Source organism: Cellulosimicrobium sp. E-16 (genome assembly GCF_049913115.1).
In the GTDB taxonomy this organism is placed as follows: Bacteria; Actinomycetota; Actinomycetes; order Actinomycetales; family Cellulomonadaceae; genus Cellulosimicrobium.
In genome coordinates, this window is record NZ_CP183974.1 from 2,103,391 (window position 1) to 2,119,797 (window position 16,407).

Annotated in this window: 13 protein-coding genes; 8 read left to right on the top strand and 5 right to left on the bottom strand. The window is 74.2% G+C overall.

All coding sequences use genetic code 11. From position 1 onward, the window contains the following. Position 1: 1 nt before the first annotated feature. The gene (locus tag ACN9MS_RS09245) at positions 2-3,427 is read left to right on the top strand and encodes an AfsR/SARP family transcriptional regulator (protein WP_426311633.1); all 3,426 of its coding nucleotides are present in this window, start codon (positions 2-4) and stop codon (positions 3,425-3,427) included. A 119-nt stretch (positions 3,428-3,546) separates the two neighbouring features. Here ACN9MS_RS09245 and ACN9MS_RS09250 read toward each other — a convergent pair whose 3' ends face one another. Continuing rightward, positions 3,547-4,419, bottom strand: a complete 873-nt coding sequence (locus ACN9MS_RS09250; protein ID WP_426311634.1) for an ABC transporter permease — start codon at positions 4,417-4,419, stop codon at positions 3,547-3,549. After that, positions 4,416-5,477, bottom strand: a complete 1,062-nt coding sequence (locus tag ACN9MS_RS09255) for an ATP-binding cassette domain-containing protein (RefSeq protein ID WP_426311635.1) — start codon at positions 5,475-5,477, stop codon at positions 4,416-4,418. Before ACN9MS_RS09255 ends, ACN9MS_RS09250 begins: the two co-directional genes overlap by 4 nt. 692 nt (positions 5,478-6,169) lie before the next feature. Here ACN9MS_RS09255 and ACN9MS_RS09260 point away from each other — a divergent pair. Continuing rightward, positions 6,170-7,144: a patatin-like phospholipase family protein gene (locus ACN9MS_RS09260; RefSeq protein ID WP_426311636.1), complete on the top strand. Its 975-nt coding sequence runs from the start codon at positions 6,170-6,172 to the stop codon at positions 7,142-7,144. 52 nt (positions 7,145-7,196) lie between these two features. Here ACN9MS_RS09260 and ACN9MS_RS09265 read toward each other — a convergent pair whose 3' ends face one another. From ACN9MS_RS09265 to ACN9MS_RS09275, 3 genes are all read right to left on the bottom strand, one after another. Then, the gene (locus tag ACN9MS_RS09265; RefSeq protein ID WP_426311637.1) at positions 7,197-8,162 is read right to left on the bottom strand and encodes a COX15/CtaA family protein; all 966 of its coding nucleotides are present in this window, start codon (positions 8,160-8,162) and stop codon (positions 7,197-7,199) included. Between the two features lie 65 nt (positions 8,163-8,227). Next, positions 8,228-9,040, bottom strand: a complete 813-nt coding sequence (locus ACN9MS_RS09270; RefSeq protein WP_426311638.1) for an ABC transporter permease — start codon at positions 9,038-9,040, stop codon at positions 8,228-8,230. After that, positions 9,037-9,999, bottom strand: a complete 963-nt coding sequence (locus ACN9MS_RS09275; RefSeq protein ID WP_426311639.1) for an ABC transporter ATP-binding protein — start codon at positions 9,997-9,999, stop codon at positions 9,037-9,039. The genes ACN9MS_RS09270 and ACN9MS_RS09275 overlap by 4 nt, the downstream gene beginning before the upstream one ends. Before the next feature lie 233 nt (positions 10,000-10,232). Here ACN9MS_RS09275 and ACN9MS_RS09280 point away from each other — a divergent pair, with 233 nt between their 5' ends. From ACN9MS_RS09280 to ACN9MS_RS09305, 6 genes are all read left to right on the top strand, one after another. Then, positions 10,233-11,069: a helix-turn-helix transcriptional regulator gene (locus tag ACN9MS_RS09280; protein WP_426311640.1), complete on the top strand. Its 837-nt coding sequence runs from the start codon at positions 10,233-10,235 to the stop codon at positions 11,067-11,069. A gap of 102 nt (positions 11,070-11,171) precedes the next feature. Next, positions 11,172-12,632, top strand: coding sequence for a Fe-S cluster assembly protein SufB (gene sufB / locus ACN9MS_RS09285; RefSeq protein ID WP_378232780.1), 1,461 nt, complete (start codon positions 11,172-11,174; stop codon positions 12,630-12,632). Position 12,633: 1 nt separating this feature from the next. Next, positions 12,634-13,887, top strand: coding sequence for a Fe-S cluster assembly protein SufD (gene sufD, locus ACN9MS_RS09290; protein ID WP_426311641.1), 1,254 nt, complete (start codon positions 12,634-12,636; stop codon positions 13,885-13,887). Further along, positions 13,884-14,228 carry a non-heme iron oxygenase ferredoxin subunit gene (locus ACN9MS_RS09295; RefSeq protein ID WP_047234320.1) on the top strand — a complete coding sequence of 115 codons (345 nt, stop codon included), beginning with the start codon at positions 13,884-13,886 and terminating at the stop codon, positions 14,226-14,228. The genes sufD and ACN9MS_RS09295 overlap by 4 nt, the downstream gene beginning before the upstream one ends. A 67-nt stretch (positions 14,229-14,295) precedes the next feature. Further along, complete coding sequence (gene sufC / locus ACN9MS_RS09300) at positions 14,296-15,078, top strand: Fe-S cluster assembly ATPase SufC (RefSeq protein WP_053370945.1); 783 nt, start codon at positions 14,296-14,298, stop codon at positions 15,076-15,078. Between the two features lie 29 nt (positions 15,079-15,107). Beyond that, positions 15,108-16,403, top strand: a complete 1,296-nt coding sequence (locus ACN9MS_RS09305) for a cysteine desulfurase (protein ID WP_426311642.1) — start codon at positions 15,108-15,110, stop codon at positions 16,401-16,403. Positions 16,404-16,407: the final 4 nt, after the last annotated feature.

A 16,407-nucleotide genomic window follows, 5' to 3' on the forward strand; every position in this document is an offset into this window, starting at 1 on the left:
CGTGCCCGCACCCGACGCCCCGACCCCACCGGAGGACGTGCCCGTCCGCGTCCTCGGACCGGTGCGGGTCCCCGGACCCGACGGCGCGCCCGTCGCCCCGCGCGGGTCGCGGGCGGCTGCGTTCGTCGTCGCGCTCGCGCTCGCCGGCGGCCGGACGCTGGGCGTGGCGACGCTGGTCGAGGACCTGTGGGGGCTCGACGCGCCGCAGGACCCGCGCGCCGCGCTCCAGAACCTCGTCTCGCGGCTCCGGCGGGACGCTGCGCCGGGGACCGTCCTCTCGCGCGCGGGCGGATACGCCCTCGGTGTGCCGAGCGACCTCGACCGCGCTCGTCGTGCGCTCGCCGACGCCCGGTCGGGTGCACGTCCCGGTGCGGGGCGCCACGCGGAGGGCGACGCGGAGACCGTCGCCGGCCTGCAGGCTGCGCTCGCGCTGTGGCACCACGAGGACCCGGGCACCGACGTGCCTGGTCCGGTGGGTCACGCGCTGCGCGTGGAGGCGGCGCGGCTGCACGACGGGCTCACGGTCGCGCTGCGGTCGGCCGCGGCCGCCGCCGGGGACCAGGAGACCGTCGTCGCGCTCGCGACCGCGGCGCTCGAACGCGACGAGACCGACGAGGACGCAGCACGCGACCTCATGACGGTTCTCGCGGCGGCGGGCCGGGAGCGCGAGGCGCTCGCCGCGTACGCGCGCGTCCGTCACGCGCTCGTCCGCGAGCTCGGCGCGGACCCGGCCCCGGACCTCCAGAGGCTCGCCGCCGAGCTGCTCGACCGCGCGCCCGGTGCGGGCGACCCGGCACGCGCGTCCGCACCGGCCGACGACCCGGGCGCGCCGGCCGCGGCCTCGGACGCCGCTGCGGCTCCCGGGACGGAATCGGCCACCGGCGTCACCGGTGCGCGCGCGACCCAGGTCCGTGGCGTGCGCGTGGCGCCCGACGTGCTCGTCGGGCGGGACGACGACGTCGAGCGCGTGCGGGACGCGCTCGCCCGGTCCCGGCTCGTCACCGTGCTGGGGCCGGGCGGGCTCGGCAAGACGCGCCTCGCGCAGGAGGTCGCGCGGCGTGCGGCCGAGACCGGGTCGGTCGACCTCGTGGTCGTCGTCGAGCTCGCGGGCGTGCGGTCCGACGAGGACGTCGTCGTGGCGCTCGCGGACGGGCTGGGGATCTCGCCGCCCGCGCGCACGGGCCGGCTCGCCGACCGCCTGGCGGCGCCGGAGCTGCGCGAGCAGGTGCTCGACCGGGTACGGGGGCGCGACGCCCTGCTCGTCCTCGACAACTGCGAGCACGTCCTCGACGGCGCCTCACGGTGGACGGCGGACCTGCTCGGCGTCGCACCGCACCTGACCGTCCTCACGACGAGCCGGTCGCCCCTGCGCCTCGCGGCCGAGCACGTGTACCCCCTCGACGCGCTGGGGGCGGACGGCGGCACCGGACCCGCCGTCCGCCTCTTCGTCGAGCGCGCCCGTGCCGTCCGGCCCGGCGCGAGCCTGCCGCCCGACGTCGTCGCCCGGCTGTGCGAGCGTCTCGACGGCCTCCCGCTCGCGATCGAGCTCGCCGCGGCGCGCGTGCGCACGATGAGCGTCGAGGACGTCGAGCGGCACCTCGACGAGCGCTTCGCGCTCCTGCGCTCGGGCGACCGGCTCGCCCCCGACCGGCACCGCACGCTCGAGGCCGTGATCGAGTGGAGCTGGAACCTCCTGGCCGGGCCCGAGCGGGACCTGCTGTGCCGCGCAGCCGTGTTCCCGGACGGCTTCTCGGCCGAGGCGGCGCAGGCCGTGGCGGGCGACGCGCCTCCGGGAGGACTGCTCGGCACCCCCGCGTGGGGGACCCTCGACGCGCTCGACGGGCTCGTCGCCCAGTCGCTCCTGCGGGTCACCGAGGAGGACGGGGTCGTGCGCTACCGGATGCTCGAGACCGTGCGGGAGTTCGGCGCGCTGCGGCTGCAGGACGCGGGCACGACCGCGGTGGCGCGCGAGGCGGTGCAGCGGTGGGCCGCCGCGCTCGCGGGACGCTGCGCGGACGCGCTCGTCGGTGGCGACCAGGCCGCCGCGGCGACCGACCTTCGGCGCGAGCAGGAGAACCTCCTCTTCGCGCTGCGCGAGGCGGTCCAGGACGAGCGACCCGCCGTCGTCGTGCGGGTGTTCGCGGCGCTCATGGGCTCCTGGCTCCTGCTCGGCATCGAGGACCAGGCCGCCGGGCTCGTGGAGGTCGTGCTCGACTCGGTCGTCGGGTGGGAGGTCCCGCCCGAGGACGTCCAGCCCGCGGCGCTCGCGCTCGCCGCGGTCGCCGGGGCCGGGGCGTTCGCGCGCCCCGAGCTCACCGCCCGCGCGCTGGGGCGGCTGCGCCGGCTCCTGCGCCGTCCCGACGTCGGGCCACGCACCCGGGCGTTCGCCCGGCTCCTGACGGTGCGCAGCACCGAGGAGATGGAGACGACGCTCGCGAGCCTGCGGGCCGACGACGACGCGTTCGTGGCGATGCTGGCCGAGTTCACGACGGCGCAGATGGCGGAGAACGAGGGTCGACTCGCCGAGGCCCGCTCGTGGGGCGCGCTCGCGCACGAGCGGGCGGTCGCCCGGGACGACGTCGCGGCGCGTGCCACGACGGCGATGTTCCTCGCCTCGTGCGCGAGCGAGGCGGGCGACGCCGCGGACGTCGGGCGCTGGGCGGGGGCCGCGCGCGACCACCTGCGGGCGCTCGGCGCGACGGCGACGCTGCAACAGCTCGACTGGGTGGAGATGTCGGCCGCGGTGACGCTCGGCGAGACGGAACGTGCCGAGCGCCTGCTCGCGGCGTTCGACGGCACGGTGGGCGTCGCGGGCTTTGGGGGTGCCGACGTCCCGCCCGACGTGCGGTCCGTCGTCGCGATGGGGCGGGCTGAGGTCGCGGCGATGCACGGTGACGACGCAGCCGCCCTCGCGCACTACGGCGAGGCAGCCGCCTCGTTCGACGACGAGGCGCGCTGGTCGCCCTGGTACGTGCTCCTCGTCTCGTCGTGGCTCGTGCGCCTCGCGACCGCGGGGTCGGCGCTGGCCCCGGCCGTCGCCGAGGAGCTGCGGGCGCTCGTCCTCGGGATGCACCGGGCGCGCCCGCACTTCGTGGACTACCCGGTCGTCGGGACGTCGTTCCTCGCGCTCGGGGTCGGGTCCGTGCTGGGTGGCGGCAGTTCCCGCGCCGGAGGCTCGGACGACGTCGCCGAGCGCGGCGCCCTGCTCGTCGCGCTCGCGGAACGGATGGGCTCGCGGCAGGACCAGCCCTCGCTGCGCCACGAGAACGCCTGGGCGCAGGTGACCGGCGTCGTCGGTGCGGCGGTCGCGGAGCGTGCCCGGGCCGAGGCTCGCGACCTGGACCGGGGCGACCTCGCGCGCCGAGGCTTCGCGCTCCTCGACGAGGCCGAGGCCGAGGTCGGCAGGGACGGCTCCCACGACGCCTGACGGACGGCGACGGGGCCGGCACCCGGAGAGGTGCCGACCCCGTGCTGAGGACGTTCGTCCGTCGCCGTGCGGCTCGGAGGCGGCTCGGAGGCGCTTGGGAGTCCCGGCTGGTCGTGCGGTCAGGCCTTGCGCATGTACGCGCGCACGGTGAGCGGCGCGAAGACCGCGACGATGACCGCGGCACCGACGAGCGAGATCGCGGCGTCGGAGCCGAGCGTCCCGGTGTTCGCCAGCTCGCGGACCGCGGTGACGAGGTGAGACACCGGGTTGACGTTGACGAAGCCCTGCAGCCAGCCCGGCATCGTGTCCGGCTGGACGAACGCGTTCGACAGGAACGTCAGCGGGAAGAGCACGATCATCGAGATGCCCTGCACGCTCGACGCGGTCCGGGCGACCACACCGAAGAACGCGAAGATCCAGCTCACGGCCCACGAGCACACGATGACGAGCAGACCCGCGAGCGCGACGGCACCGAGCCCGCCGTCGGGCCGGTAGCCCATGAGGTAGCCCATCGCGAAGGTGAGCGTGGTCGCGATGAGATAGCGGACCGTGTCCGCGAGGAGCGCGCCCGACAGCGGGGCGATGCGCGCGATGGGCAGCGACCGGAAGCGGTCGAACACGCCCTTGTCCATGTCCTCGCGCAGCTGCGTGCCCGTGACGACCGACGTCGTGATGACGGTCTGCACGAGGATGCCCGGGATGATGATCGGCAGGTAGCTCGTGACGTCGCCCGCGATCGCCCCGCCGAAGATGTACGTGAACATCAGCGTGAAGAGGATCGGCTGGAGCGTCACGTCGAAGAGCTGCTCGGGCGTGCGCTTGATCTTCAGCAGCCCGCGGTACGCCATGGTCAGCGTGTGGTCGGCCGTCGCGCGCAGCGACGTGCGGTCGGACAGCGCGCGGTCGGCGCCCGCCTGGATGCGGGGCCGGGCCGCGAGCGTCGCGTCGGGCCGGCCAGGAGTCGTGGTCGTCGTGGTCGTCGCCGTGCTCATCGCAGTGCCGCCTCTCGCGTCGCGGCCGCGCGGTCGTCGCGCGCGCCGGGGGTGTCGTCGGTGGGCCGCGGGTCGGTGTCGTCCTGCGCCGCGCCGCCACCGGCAGCGGCGTCGGACGACTCGGCGCCGTGGCCCGTCAGCGTGAGGAAGACCTCGTCGAGGCTCGGCTTGTCCATGCTCAGCGAGCCGACCTCGATCCGGGCCTCGCGCAGCCGCACGAGGAGGTCCGTCACGACGTCCGGCCCGGGGACCGGGACGGTGAGCCGGCGCGCCTCGGGGGAGACCGTCGCGGCCAGACCCAGCGAGCGCTCGACGATCTCGAGCGCCGGCGCCACGTCGGCGGCGTGGACCAGGGCGAGCTGCAGCGACTGGTCGCCGACGGCGTCCTTGAGGTCGTCCGCCGTGCCCTCGGCCACCACGCGCCCGCGGTCGATGACCGCGATCCGGTCCGCGAGCTGGTCCGCCTCGTCCAGGTACTGCGTCGTGAGCAGCACGGTCGACCCGCTCGCGACGAGGTCGCGGATCGTCGACCACATCTGGGCGCGCGTGCGCGGGTCCAGACCGGTCGTCGGCTCGTCGAGGAAGATGAGCGGCGGCTGCGCGATGAGGCTCGCCGCGAGGTCCAGACGGCGGCGCATGCCGCCCGAGAAGTTCTTCAGCGGGCGGGACGCCGCGTCCGTGAGGCCGAACGCCTCCAGCAGCTCGACGGCCTTGCGCCGGGCCTGCGTGCGCGAGAGCCCGAGCAGCCGCGCGAAGATCACGAGGTTCTCCGTCGCGCTGAGCGTCTCGTCGACCGAGGCGTACTGCCCCGTCACGCCGATGAGCTGGCGCACCTTGTGCGGGTGCGCGACGACGTCGTGCCCGAACACGCGGGCCTCGCCGGCGTCTGGGCGCAGGAGCGTCGCGAGCATGCTGATGGTCGTGGTCTTCCCGGCACCGTTGGGCCCGAGGACCCCGTAGACGGTGCCGGTGCGCACGGTGAGGTCCACGCCGTCGACGGCGCGGTTCTCGCCGAAGACCTTCACGAGGCCGTGGGCCTCGATCGCGGGGGTGGTCATGTGTCCTCCTGGTCGGTGGGTTCACCACCAGGCTGGGCGTGCCTCCTCGCACCGCGCTGTCAGCGGAGCACCACCCGCTGTCACGCCGCTGTCACGCCAGGAAGAACCCCGGTTGGCCGAGGTAGAGCCGTGGTTACCGTGCGCGACGGCGTGTGGTCGGGTGGGGTGGTCGGGGTGGGTGGTGGTGCCGCGTCTACCATCCGCGCCGCTCGTTCCTCGCGTCGCTCCCGCCAGGCCCGCCACGACGCGGCACCACCACCCACCCCGCCCGGCTTCGACTCGCCCTGGTCCGTGTTCGCCCGGGTGACTGCCCGCGGCGTCGGCCCGCCTGTGCCGTGCTGGCCCACGGGTGGGCCTGACCGTCGGGGCGACCCACCCATCGTCGGGCACGGCCTGGGCTCTTCCTCGGCAGACCACGGCTCTACCTCGGCAGACCACGGCTCTGCTTCGGCAGGTGCGGTTCGTGCCACGCGGGCCCGTGACCCGACCGCCAACGTCCTCCCGACGGCCGCAAAGGCCGTGTGCCGGGGCGGTCCTGCGTGCTAGCGTCGGGGCCGATCGTGCACCGAGCCGAGGAGGTGAGTCCCGTGAACGCTGTGTCCGTACCGGGCGCTCCCTCGCTGCCCACGATCGCGCGACGGCCGTAGTCGTCGTCGGGAGCGCTCGCCGCACCATCGCGAGAGGCGACTCCCATGCGCACCACCACATCCTCTTCTGTACCGGACAACTCGCCCGCGGGTTCCTCGGTCCCTGATCCCACGGCCTCCAGCCCCGTCCCGACGACGGGCGAGCGTGCCCTCGTGCTCGGGGGCGGCGGGTCCACCGGCAACGCGTGGCTGATCGGCGTCGTCGCCGGTCTGTCCGACGCCGGGCTGGACGTGTCCACGACGGCCGACCTGACCGTCGGGACGTCAGCCGGGTCGACGGCGGCGGCCCAGCTCGCCGGTGCGACGCCCGCGGAGCTGTACGCCGCCGCTCTCGTCGCGCCGACACGCCCGCAGGCGGGGCCGGGCGGCCCGAACGCGGGAGGGGACCGCACACGGCAGGCGGCGGACCAGATGGCGCGGACGGCCGCGATCGTCGCCGGTGCCCGGGACGCAGCGGACATGCGGCGCCAGCTCGGGGAGGCGGCGCTCGCGCTGCCCGGGTCGTCGGACGAGACGGTGCAGTCCCGGTGGCGGGCCACCGTCGCCGCGCGCCTGCCGAACCCGTCCTGGCCCCAGCGGGCCGTCCTCCTCACCGCCGTCGACGCGCGGACCGGTGAGCCCGTCGTCTTCGACCGGCACAGCGGGGTCGACCTGGTCGACGCCGTCGCGGCGAGCTGCGCGAGCGGGTTCGCCTACCGGGTCGGGGACGAGCGGTACCTCGACGGCGGATACCGCCGCAACGAGAACGCGGACCTCGCGGCGGGGCACCGGCGGGTGCTGGTGCTGTCGCCCTTCGGCGGCAGGACGCGGGCGCCGCTGGAGTGGGGCCTGCAGCTCTCGGCCCAGGTCGACGAGCTGCGGGAACGGGAGAGCGAGGTCGAGGTGATCGTCCCGGGGCCTGCAGCCGACCACCTGTTCGGCCCGCAGGCCATGGACCTGTCGCTCCGGCCGGCGGCGGCCGAGGCCGGGTACGAGCGCGGCACCGCGCTCGCGGAGCGCGTCGCCGCGCTCTGGCGCTGACGTGCGCTGACTGGCGGTGGCCCGGGCCGCTCGGGCCCGGGCCACCGCTCGCTCAGGCGCGCGTGCGGGTCGTCAGGACGACGCGCGTGGAACCGGCGACGAGGAGCGCCGAGCCGAGCATGTGCAGCCCCACGAGGAGCGCGGGCAGCCCCGTGAAGTACTGGACGTACCCGATCAGTCCCTGGCCCAGGGTGATCGCGAGCAGGATCCAGGCCGCACGGCGCACCTGCTGCGGCCCGCGTCGGACGCTCACGAGGTAGGCGACGAGCACGGCGACGAAGACCCAGACGGCCCACGCGTGGACCTTGCTCATGAGCGCCGGGTCGACGGCCAGGCGGTACCCGACCTCCTCGTCGCCGCTGTGCGGGCCCGCCCCCGTGACGATGACGCCGAGGACGACGATCAGCGCCGTCAGCCCGTACAGCGTCCACGCGAGCGCGCGCGAGCGCGACGCGACCGTGGGGACGGGTGGCGCGTCGCCCTCCCCGGACCGGTGGAGGAGGAGCAGCGAGACGGAGACGAGCGCGGCCGAGACGACGAAGTGCAGGGACACCCACCCCGGGTGCAGGTGCAGCAGGACGATCACGCCGCCGATGACCGCCTGCGCGGCGACGCCGAGCAGCGGGACGGCGCCGAGGAGCCGGTAGGACAGGACGCGCGAGCGGTCGGTCCACACGAGGACGAGGGCGGCGATCGCGATGACGCTCAGCACCCCGGTGAGCGTGCGGTTCCCGTACTCGATGAACTGGTGATACGTCGTCTCGGGGTGGAACTTCGCGGCGAACTGGCCAGGCTCGCACTGCGGCCAGGTCGAGCAGCCGAGCCCCGAACCCGTGAGCCGGACAGCACCGCCCGTGACGATGATGCCGATCTGCGCCACGAGGTTCGCGACGAGCACAGGCCGCGTCCAGCGGCGCAGCGGCGCGAGCCGGTCCGGGCGGGCGGCGCCGCCGCCGGAGGCGGCGCCCGCGGGGCTGTCGGCGGGAGCGGGGTCGAGCGCGGGGGGCGGAGTGCTCACGGTCCCACGGTATCGGGACGACCGCGCAGCCCCGGAATCCTGCGGGTGTGAGATGTGCCCGCGGCTCAGGTCCAGCGGAAGAGCTTGCCCGCGCCCCAGCCGAGCGCGGCGGTCCACCCCAGCAGCACGACGACCGAGAACGGCGGCACGGAGCCGTCGAGCAGGGCGCCGCGCATCGCCTCGCCGAGCGCGCCCGACGGCAGCAGGAGCGCGACGTGCTCGAGCGGGCCGGGGAGCTGGTCGGCCGGGACGAGGACGCCGCCGCCGACGGTGAGCAGCACGAGCACGAGGTTCGCCACCGCGAGCACGCCTTCGGCGCGCAGCGTCCCGGCGAGCAGCATCGCGAGCGACGTGAACGCCGCGGTCCCGAGCAGCACGGCGAGCAGGGCCGCGGGGATCCCCGCGGGGTCGGGCTGCCAGCCGAGCGCGAGCGCGACGCCCGTGATCACGACGACCTGCACGACCTCCACCGCGAGGACGCCGAGCACCTTGCCCGCGAGGAGACCGCCGCGGCCCAGGGGAGTGGTCGACATGAGGCGGAGCACGCCGTTGCGGCGGTCGAACGCGGTCGCGATCGCCTGCGACGTGAACGCCGTCGACATCACGGCGAGCGCGAGGACGCCGGGCGTCACGAAGTCGACGCGCGTCGCGCCGCCCGTGTCGAGGTCGACGAACGACGTGAGCACCAGCCCGAGCAGGAGCATGACGGGCAGGATGATCGTCACGAGGAGCTGCTCGCCGTTGCGCAGGATCATGCGCGTCTCGAACGCCGTCTGGGCCACCACGCGCCGCCACGCCGGCGCGGCGAGCTCGGCGGACCGGGCTTGGCTCTGGCTCGGGGCCTCCGGCGTGGTCGGCGTCGTCGGGGTCGCGCTCATCGCAGGTGCCGTCCCGTGAGGTCGAGGAACACGTCCTCGAGCGTGCGGCGGCCCACCGTGACGCGCGCGGCGAGGACGCCGCGCGCGGCGAGCCACGTCGTCAGCGCCACGAGCGTCGCGGGGTCGGCGGGCCCGGTGAGGGTGTACGAGCCGGGCTGCGGCTCGGCGACGGCCCACGCGCCCGGTGCGGCGCCGTCGGGCGCTCCCGCCCCGGCGAGCGCGTCACGCAGACTGCCGAGGTCGAGCGCCGGCGTCGCCTCGAAGCGGACGGTGCGGTCCGCCTCGCCGTCGGCCCCGGTCTCGAGCAGGTCGCGGGTCGCGCCCGCGGCGATGACCTTGCCGTGGTCGACGACGTACACGCGGTCGGCCAGGTCCTCGGCCTCGTCCATGAGGTGCGTCGTGAGGACGATCCCCACGCCCTCCCCGCGCAGCTCGCGCACGAGCTCCCACACGGCGTGCCGGCTCTGCGGGTCCATGCCCGCGCTCGGCTCGTCGAGGAAGACGACCTCCGGCCGACCGACGATCGCGGCGGCGAGCGCGAGCCGCTGCCGCTGCCCGCCGGACAGCCGTCGGACGGTCGTCCGTGCGAAGCTCTCCAGCCCCAGGCGCTCGGTGAGCTCGCCGACGTCGCGGGGCCGCGCGTACATCGACGCGACGTGCCGCAGCATCTCCAGGGCGCGCACGCCCGTCGGGAGCCCGCCGTCCTGGAGCATGACGCCGACGCGCGGGCGCAGGTCGCGCGCGTCGGTCAGGGGGTCGAGACCGAGGACCTCGACGCGCCCGGCGTCGGGGGAGCGCAGGCCCTCGCAGCACTCGACCGTCGTGGTCTTGCCGGCGCCGTTGGGGCCGAGCACCGCGGTGATCGCGCCGCGCTCGGCGGTGAGGGACACGCCGTCGACGACGGCACGACCGTCGTAGCGCTTGACGAGGTCGTGCACGAGCACGGCGGGGGCGGGCACCCGGCCGATTCTAGGGGGCGGTTCCGCCGCTCAGGGCCGGCGCCCGGCCCGGACCGCACGGGTGTCGCGTACGCCACATCTCGACACCTCTGGGGGTGGTCTGAGGGTCGCCTTGCTTGCGTTCGGGCAATTAGGGAACAACCATGTTGTCTATATCGGTTCCAGATCTGTCACCCCGTGTCAGGCCGCGCCACACGTACGCGCGCCCACGGGACGCACCACGGGAGGTGAGCATGGCTGCACGATCCGTCCGACCGGACGCGCTGCGCCCTGCCGCCCCCGCAGCCGGGCAGACCGCTCTGCCCGCCGCCGTTCCGGCAGCCGACGCCGACCGCCGCACGCGCGAGCGCGTGCTCGAGCTCGTCGCGTCCGCGGGCCCCGTGAGCGCCGCCGACCTCGCCGCCACGCTCGGGCTCACGCCCGCCGCCGTCCGCCGCCACCTCGCCCTCCTCGAGGAGGACGACCTCGTCGCCGTGCACGATGCCGGGCACCCCACCGGGATGCGCGGCCGCCCCGCGCGGCGGTACGTGACGACGTCGGCCGGGCAGGGCGAGCTGAGCGGCACCTACGCCGACCTCGCGACCCAGGCGCTGCGGTACCTGCGCGACGTCGCCGGGCCCGACGCCGTCGAGCGCTTCGCGCAGGACCGCCTCGCCGAGCTCGCCGACCGTTACGAGGGCCGGCTCGACGCGGACGACGTCGAGGGCCGCGCCGCCCAGCTCGCCGCGGCGCTCGCGGACGACGGGTACGCGGCGAGCGTGCGCCCCGTCCCCGGCACCTCGGCGGTGCAGCTGTGCCAGGGCCACTGCCCGGTGCAGCACGTCGCGGAGGAGTTCCCGCAGCTCTGCGAGGCGGAGGCGCAGGTCTTCGCCAAGCTCCTCGGCTCGCACGTGCAGCGGCTCTCGACGCTCGCGACGGGCGCGCACGCGTGCACGACCAACGTCCCGGTGGGCCTTCCGGTCCCCGCACCGCGGGCGGCCCGGCCGCTCCGAGACCACGACGGCCATGCTCACGCAGGCCATGACCACGACGTCCGGGCGCGCGGTCGCCCGACGTCGGGCGAGACCTGACCCGAGGGGCGCACCGCCGCCCCGAGGCACGCACGACACCCCCCGCACGAACCTTGTACCGACTGCCCCCGCCCGCACACGACGGACAGTGGAAGGACGACCATGAGCGCTCCCACCCAGGACGCCACCGGCACGGCCCAGCCGACCGGTGAGAAGCAGACCGACGACGAGATCATCGCCTCGATCGGTGCCTACGGATACGGCTGGCACGACAGCGACGCCGCCGGCGAGGCCGCGCAGCGCGGTCTGTCCGAGGACGTCGTGCGCAACATCTCGGCGCTGAAGAACGAGCCCGAGTGGATGCTCAAGACGCGGCTCAAGGCCCTGCGCCTCTTCGACAAGAAGCCCATGCCGAACTGGGGCTCCGACCTCACGGGCATCGACTTCGACAACATCAAGTACTTCGTGCGCTCCACGGAGAAGCAGGCCGCCTCGTGGGACGACCTGCCCGAGGACATCAAGGAGACGTACGACAAGCTCGGCATCCCCGAGGCGGAGAAGCAGCGCCTCGTCGCGGGCGTCGCGGCCCAGTACGAGTCCGAGGTGGTCTACCACCAGATCAACGAGGAGCTCGAGCGCCAGGGCGTCATCTTCCTCGACACGGACACCGCGCTGCGCGAGCACCCGGAGCTCTTCCAGGAGTACTTCGGCACCGTCATCCCGTCGGGCGACAACAAGTTCGCCGCGCTCAACTCCGCCGTGTGGTCGGGCGGGTCGTTCGTCTACGTGCCGCCGGGCGTGCACGTCGAGATCCCGCTCCAGGCCTACTTCCGCATCAACACGGAGAACATGGGCCAGTTCGAGCGGACGCTGATCATCGCGGACGAGGGCTCGTACGTGCACTACGTCGAGGGCTGCACCGCGCCGATCTACTCGTCCGACTCGCTGCACTCCGCAGTCGTCGAGATCATCGTCAAGAAGAACGCGCGCGTGCGCTACACGACCATCCAGAACTGGTCGAACAACGTCTACAACCTCGTGACCAAGCGGGCGACCGCGGCCGAGGGCGCGACGATGGAGTGGGTCGACGGCAACATCGGCTCCAAGGTCACCATGAAGTACCCGGCGATCTACCTGCTCGGCGAGCACGCGCGCGGCGAGACGCTCTCGATCGCGTTCGCGGGCGAGGGCCAGCACCAGGACGCCGGCGCCAAGATGGTCCACGCGGCGCCGCACACGTCGTCGTCCATCGTGTCGAAGTCGGTCGCGCGCGGCGGTGGCCGTACGTCCTACCGCGGCCTGGTCCAGGTCCTCGAGGGCGCCTCGCACTCGGCCTCGACCGTGCTGTGCGACGCGCTGCTCGTCGACCAGATCTCCCGGTCCGACACCTACCCGTACGTCGACGTCCGCGAGGACGACGTGTCCATGGGGCACGAGGCGACGGTCTCGCGGGTGAGCGAGGACCAGCTGTTCTACCTCATGTCCCGAGGCATGGAGGAGACCGAGGCGATGGCCATGATCGTGCGCGGGTTCGTCGAGCCCATCGCGCGCGAGCTGCCCATGGAGTACGCGCTCGAGCTCAACCGCCTCATCGAGCTGCAGATGGAAGGGTCCGTCGGCTGATATGACCACCACCACCATTCCCGAAGAGGCCGGTCTGACCACCGACCACTCGCGCGCGCAGGCCGACGGGGCGCACTCCCACCGCGTCGTGCCCCAGGGCTCGCGCGCCGAGCGGCTCACGTCGTTCGACCTCGCCGACATCCCCGTGCCCTCCGGGCGCGAGGAGGAGTGGCGCTTCTCGCCCGTCGCGCGCCTCGCGCCCCTGTTCGACGAGAAGCTCGTCGGGCAGAGCGGCGGCGGCGACGTGCGCGTCACGGTCGTCGAGGCCCCCGAGGTCGAGGTCGCGATCGTCGGTCGCGACGACGAGCGGCTAGGCACCGCCGGCAAGCCGGGCGACCGCACCGCCGTCACGGCGTGGAACGCGTTCGAGCAGGCCACGGTCGTCACGGTGCCCAAGGAGGTCGTCGCGTCCGACGTGACGTCCGTGCGCGTCGAGGGCCACGGCTCCACGCCGACCGCGAGCCACGTGCTCGTGCGCGCCGAGCGCCACTCGGAGGCCGTCGTCGTGCTCGACCACGTCGGGACCGCGACGCTCAACGAGACGGTCGAGATCGTCGTCGAGGACGGCGCGCACCTCACCGTCGTGTCCGTCCAGGACTGGGCCGACGGCGCCGTGCACGCGTCGTCGCACCGCGCCCGCATCGGGCGCGACGCGCGGCTCAAGCACGTGGTCGTGACGCTCGGCGGCGACGTCGTGCGCATCACCCCCGACGCGACGTTCACGGCCGAGGGCGGCGACGTCGAGATGGTCGGGCTCTACTTCGCGGACGCGGACCAGCACCAGGAGCACCGCCTGTTCGTCGACCACGCGGTGCCGCGCTGCAAGTCGCGCGTCACGTACAAGGGCGCGCTGCAGGGCGAGGGCGCGCACGCGGTGTGGGTCGGCGACGTGCTGATCCAGGCCGAGGCCGAGGGCACGGACACCTACGAGCTCAACCGCAACCTCGTCCTCACGGACGGCGCGCGCGCGGACTCGGTGCCGAACCTCGAGATCGAGACGGGCGAGATCGAGGGCGCGGGTCACGCGTCCGCGACCGGCCGGTTCGACGACGAGCAGCTCTTCTACCTCCAGGCCCGCGGCATCCCGGAGGCCGAGGCGCGCCGCCTCGTCGTCCGCGGCTTCTTCGCGGAGCTCATCCAGGAGATCGGCGTCGCGTCGGTCGAGGAGCGCCTGCTCGAGGCGATCGAGCGCGAGCTGAGCAAGTCCATGTCGATCATCGACGGGAGCGCCGAGCCCGCCGAGGCGACGGCGTGACCGCACAGCCCGCCTGCACGACGTCCGACCTCGGCCCGGAGGAGGCGCTCCGCGTCGAGCTCCCGGCCGAGGACGGGCGGGTCGTCGAGGTCGCCGTCATCCGTGACGGCGACGGCGACTGGCACGCGATCTCGGACATCTGCTCCCACGGGGCGGTGTCCCTGTCGGACGGCGAGGTCGAGGGCTGCTTCGTCGAGTGCTGGCTGCACGGCTCGCAGTTCGACGTGCGGACCGGCATGCCGACCGCGCTGCCCGCGATGCGGCCCGTGCCCGTGTACCCGGTGACGGTCGACGGCGAGCAGGTGCTCGTCGACGTCGACCGCGTCGTCGCTCCCACCTGACCCACATCCTGAACCGGCGCGCCGCGCGCGCCCCACGGCTCACCAGAACCTCTTGGAGAAGAAGCACATGTCCACTCTCGAGATCCGCGACCTGCACGTCAGCGTCGACACCAAGGAAGGGCCGAAGCCGATCCTGCGCGGCGTCGACCTGACGATCGCCAGCGGCGAGGTCCACGCCATCATGGGCCCGAACGGCTCGGGCAAGTCCACGCTCGCCTACTCGATCGCCGGCCACCCCAAGTACCAGGTCACCGGCGGCACCGTGACGCTCGACGGCGAGGACGTCCTCGCGATGAGCGTCGACGAGCGCGCCCGCGCGGGCCTGTTCCTCGCCATGCAGTACCCGGTCGAGGTCCCCGGCGTCTCCGTGTCGAACTTCCTGCGCACCGCGAAGACCGCGATCGACGGCGAGGCCCCCGCGCTGCGCCACTGGGTCAAGGACGTCAAGGGCGCCATGGAGCGCCTGCGCATGGACGACTCCTTCGCCGAGCGCTCGGTCAACGAGGGCTTCTCCGGCGGCGAGAAGAAGCGCCACGAGATCCTCCAGATGGAGCTCCTCAAGCCGAAGTTCGCCGTCCTCGACGAGACCGACTCGGGCCTCGACGTCGACGCGCTGCGCATCGTCTCCGAGGGCGTCAACCGCGTCCACGGCGCGACCGACGCCGGCATCCTGCTCATCACGCACTACACGCGCATCCTGCGCTACATCAAGCCGGACTTCGTCCACGTCTTCGTCGACGGCAAGGTCGCCGAGGAGGGTGGCTCGGAGCTGGCCGACCGCCTGGAGGAGGAGGGCTACGACCGCTACCTCCCGGGCGCCGTCGAGTCCGCCTCGGCCGCCTCGGCCTGAGCGGTCGCACCACCCCTGAGGAGACGACCATGACGACCACCGCGCACAGCTCCCCCCTGACGGCGACCGAGCTCGCCGCCGTGCGGGCGGACTTCCCGCTGCTCGAGCGCACCGTGCGCGGTGGTCGTCCGCTCGTCTACCTCGACTCCGCGGCGACGTCGCAGAAGCCGCAGGTCGTCCTCGACACCGAGGTCGACTTCTACGAGGAGCGCAACGCGGCCGTGCACCGCGGCGCGCACCAGCTCGCCGAGGAGGCGACCGAGGCGTTCGAGGACGCCCGCGCGGACGTCGCGGCGTTCGTCGGGGCGCGCCCGGGCGAGATCGTCTGGACGTCCGGCGCGACGGCCGCGATCAACCTCGTCGCGTACGGGATCTCGAACGCGACGCTCGGCCGCGGGGGAGAGGCGGCCCGCCGCTTCGCGCTCGCGCCGGGCGACGAGATCGTCATCACCGAGGCCGAGCACCACGCGAACATCGTGCCGTGGCAGGAGCTCGCGGCCCGCACCGGTGCCGTCCTGCGCTGGTTCGAGGTGGACGACGACGGGCGCGTGCGCGTCGAGGACGCGGCGACGGTCATCACCGAGCGCACGCGGATCGTGGCGTTCGCGCACGTGTCGAACGTGACGGGCGCGATCACGCCCGTCGAGCCGATCGTGACCCGGGCGCGCGAGGTCGGGGCGCTCACCGTGCTCGACGCGTGCCAGTCCGTGCCGCACCTGCCCGTGGACCTGCCCGCGCTCGGCGTCGACTTCGCCGCGTTCTCGGCGCACAAGATGCTCGGCCCCACGGGCGTCGGCGTGCTGTACGGGCGGCGCGAGCTGCTCGAGGCGCTGCCGCCCGTGACGACCGGCGGGTCGATGATCGAGGTCGTCACGATGACCGAGTCGTCGTACATGGCGCCGCCGCAGCGGTTCGAGGCGGGCACGCAGGCCGTCGCGCAGGTCGTCGGGTTCGGCGCCGCGGCGAAGTACCTGCACGAGCTCGGCATGGAGGGCGTCGCGGCGCACGAGCACGAGCTGGCCGCCGAGCTGCTGCGCATCGGGGAGATGCCGGGCGTGCGGATCATCGGGCCGCGCGAGCCCGAGGACCGGCTCGCGGTCGTGTCGTTCGTCGTGGACGGCGTGCACGCGCACGACGTCGGCCAGGTGCTCGACGACGCCGGCATCGCCGTGCGCGTCGGTCACCACTGCGCCCAGCCCTTGCACCGCCGCTTCGGGATCGCCGCCACTGCGCGCGCGTCCGCGTCGGTGTACACCACGCGCGAGGACGTCGACGCGTTCCGGGAAGCATTGGCCGGGGTGCGCGCGTTCTTCTCGGTGGACTGAGAGA

Excerpts from the sequence above, each read along its gene's own strand:
- ACN9MS_RS09250 (WP_426311634.1), bottom strand. The coding sequence starts at position 4,419 with ATGAGCACGGCGACGACCACGACGACCACGACTCCTGGCCGGCCCGAC.
- ACN9MS_RS09255 (WP_426311635.1), bottom strand. The coding sequence starts at position 5,477 with ATGACCACCCCCGCGATCGAGGCCCACGGCCTCGTGAAGGTCTTCGGC.
- ACN9MS_RS09260 (WP_426311636.1), top strand. The coding sequence starts at position 6,170 with ATGCGCACCACCACATCCTCTTCTGTACCGGACAACTCGCCCGCGGGT.
- ACN9MS_RS09270 (WP_426311638.1), bottom strand. The coding sequence starts at position 9,040 with ATGAGCGCGACCCCGACGACGCCGACCACGCCGGAGGCCCCGAGCCAG.
- ACN9MS_RS09280 (WP_426311640.1), top strand. The coding sequence starts at position 10,233 with ATGGCTGCACGATCCGTCCGACCGGACGCGCTGCGCCCTGCCGCCCCC.
- sufB (WP_378232780.1), top strand. The coding sequence starts at position 11,172 with ATGAGCGCTCCCACCCAGGACGCCACCGGCACGGCCCAGCCGACCGGT.
- sufD (WP_426311641.1), top strand. The coding sequence starts at position 12,634 with ATGACCACCACCACCATTCCCGAAGAGGCCGGTCTGACCACCGACCAC.
- sufC (WP_053370945.1), top strand. The coding sequence starts at position 14,296 with ATGTCCACTCTCGAGATCCGCGACCTGCACGTCAGCGTCGACACCAAG.
- ACN9MS_RS09305 (WP_426311642.1), top strand. The coding sequence starts at position 15,108 with ATGACGACCACCGCGCACAGCTCCCCCCTGACGGCGACCGAGCTCGCC.